Origin of the sequence: Kitasatospora sp. NPDC056731, from assembly GCF_040687675.1 — a bacterium.
Lineage (GTDB): Bacteria > Actinomycetota > Actinomycetes > Streptomycetales > Streptomycetaceae > Kitasatospora.
In genome coordinates this window covers 1-2,475 of the sequence record NZ_JBFBNR010000100.1, presented here as the reverse complement: position 1 = coordinate 2,475, position 2,475 = coordinate 1, and the positions used below count along the sequence as shown (strand labels likewise).

Annotated in this window: 1 rRNA gene; it reads right to left on the bottom strand. The window is 56.8% G+C overall.

Annotated features, from left to right (window positions below):
- Positions 1–2 precede the first annotated feature (2 nt).
- A 23S ribosomal RNA gene (locus AB0R04_RS38825) occupies positions 3–2,475 on the bottom strand; the annotation flags it as partial.

Genomic DNA, 2,475 nt, shown 5'->3' with positions numbered 1-2,475 from the left:
CTGAGGACAAGCCCTCGGCCTATTAGTACCGGTCAACTCCACCCCTCACAGGGCTTCCATATCCGGCCTATCAACCCAGTCGTCTACTGGGAGCCTTACCCTCTCAAGGAGGTGGGAGTGCTCATCTCGAAGCAGGCTTCCCGCTTAGATGCTTTCAGCGGTTATCCCTCCCGAACGTAGCCAACCAGCCATGCCCTTGGCAGGACAACTGGCACACCAGAGGTTCGTCCGTCCCGGTCCTCTCGTACTAGGGACAGCCCTTCTCAACACTCCTACGCGCACAGCGGATAGGGACCGAACTGTCTCACGACGTTCTAAACCCAGCTCGCGTACCGCTTTAATGGGCGAACAGCCCAACCCTTGGGACCTACTCCAGCCCCAGGATGCGACGAGCCGACATCGAGGTGCCAAACCATCCCGTCGATATGGACTCTTGGGGAAGATCAGCCTGTTATCCCCGGGGTACCTTTTATCCGTTGAGCGACGGCGCTTCCACAAGCCACCGCCGGATCACTAGTCCCTACTTTCGTACCTGCTCGACCCGTCAGTCTCACAGTCAAGCTCCCTTGTGCACTTACACTCAACACCTGATTGCCAACCAGGCTGAGGGAACCTTTGGGCGCCTCCGTTACTCTTTAGGAGGCAACCGCCCCAGTTAAACTACCCACCAGACACTGTCCCTGATCCGGATCACGGACCCAGGTTAGACATCCAGCACGACCAGAGTGGTATTTCAACGACGACTCCACAACAACTGGCGTTGCTGCTTCAAAGTCTCCCACCTATCCTACACAAGCCGAACCGAACACCAATATCAAGCTATAGTAAAGGTCCCGGGGTCTTTCCGTCCTGCTGCGCGAAACGAGCATCTTTACTCGTAATGCAATTTCACCGGGCCTATGGTTGAGACAGTCGAGAAGTCGTTACGCCATTCGTGCAGGTCGGAACTTACCCGACAAGGAATTTCGCTACCTTAGGATGGTTATAGTTACCACCGCCGTTTACTGGCGCTTAAGTTCTCAGCTTCGCCCCACCGAAGTGGAGCTAACCGGTCCCCTTAACGTTCCAGCACCGGGCAGGCGTCAGTCCGTATACATCGCCTTACGGCTTCGCACGGACCTGTGTTTTTAGTAAACAGTCGCTTCTCGCTGGTCTCTGCGGCCACCCCCAGCTCTGGCAGCAAGTGCCGTCACCAGGAATGGCCCCCCTTCTCCCGAAGTTACGGGGGCATTTTGCCGAGTTCCTTAACCATAGTTCACCCGAACGCCTCGGTATTCTCTACCTGACCACCTGAGTCGGTTTGGGGTACGGGCCGCCATGAAACTCGCTAGAGGCTTTTCTCGACAGCATAGGATCATCCACTTCACCACAATCGGCTCGGCATCAGGTCTCAGCCTTAATGAGTGACGGATTTGCCTATCACTCGGCCTACACCCTTACCCCGGGACAACCACCGCCCGGGCTGGACTACCTTCCTGCGTCACCCCATCGCTCACCTACTACAGACTTGGTTCAGCGGCTCCACCACGTCCCTTTGTCCGAAGACTCCGGGCCGGCTTCACGGCCTTAGCATCACCTGGTTCAGCGTTGGCGCTTCAAAGCGGGTACGGGAATATCAACCCGTTGTCCATCGACTACGCCTGTCGGCCTCGCCTTAGGTCCCGACTTACCCTGGGCAGATCAGCTTGACCCAGGAACCCTTGGTCAATCGGCGCAAGAGTTTCCCACTCTTGTATCGCTACTCATGCCTGCATTCTCACTCGTGTACCGTCCACGACTGGTTTCCACCGCCGCTTCACCCGGCACACGACGCTCCCCTACCCATCACAGCAGGCGTTGGCCCTATATGCTGCAATGACACGACTTCGGTGATGTGCTTGAGCCCCGCTACATTGTCGGCGCGGAATCACTTGACCAGTGAGCTATTACGCACTCTTTCAAGGGTGGCTGCTTCTAAGCCAACCTCCTGGTTGTCTCTGCGACTCCACATCCTTTCCCACTTAGCACACGCTTAGGGACCTTAGTCGGTGTTCTGGGCTGTTTCCCTCTCGACCATGGAGCTTATCCCCCACAGTCTCACTGCCACGCTCTCACTTACCGGCATTCGGAGTTTGGCTAAGGTCAGTAACCCGGTAAGGCCCATCGCCTATCCAGTGCTCTACCTCCGGCAAGAAACACGTGACGCTGCACCTAAATGCATTTCGGGGAGAACCAGCTATCACGGAGTTTGATTGGCCTTTCACCCCTAACCACAGGTCATCCCCCAGGTTTTCAACCCTGGTGGGTTCGGTCCTCCACACGGTCTTACCCGCGCTTCAACCTGCCCATGGCTAGATCACTCCGCTTCGGGTCTTGGGCATGCAACTCAGACGCCCTATTCGGACTCGCTTTCGCTACGGCTACCCCACACGGGTTAACCTCGCTACACACCGCAAACTCGCAGGCTCATTCTTCAAAAGGCACGCAGTCACGGCC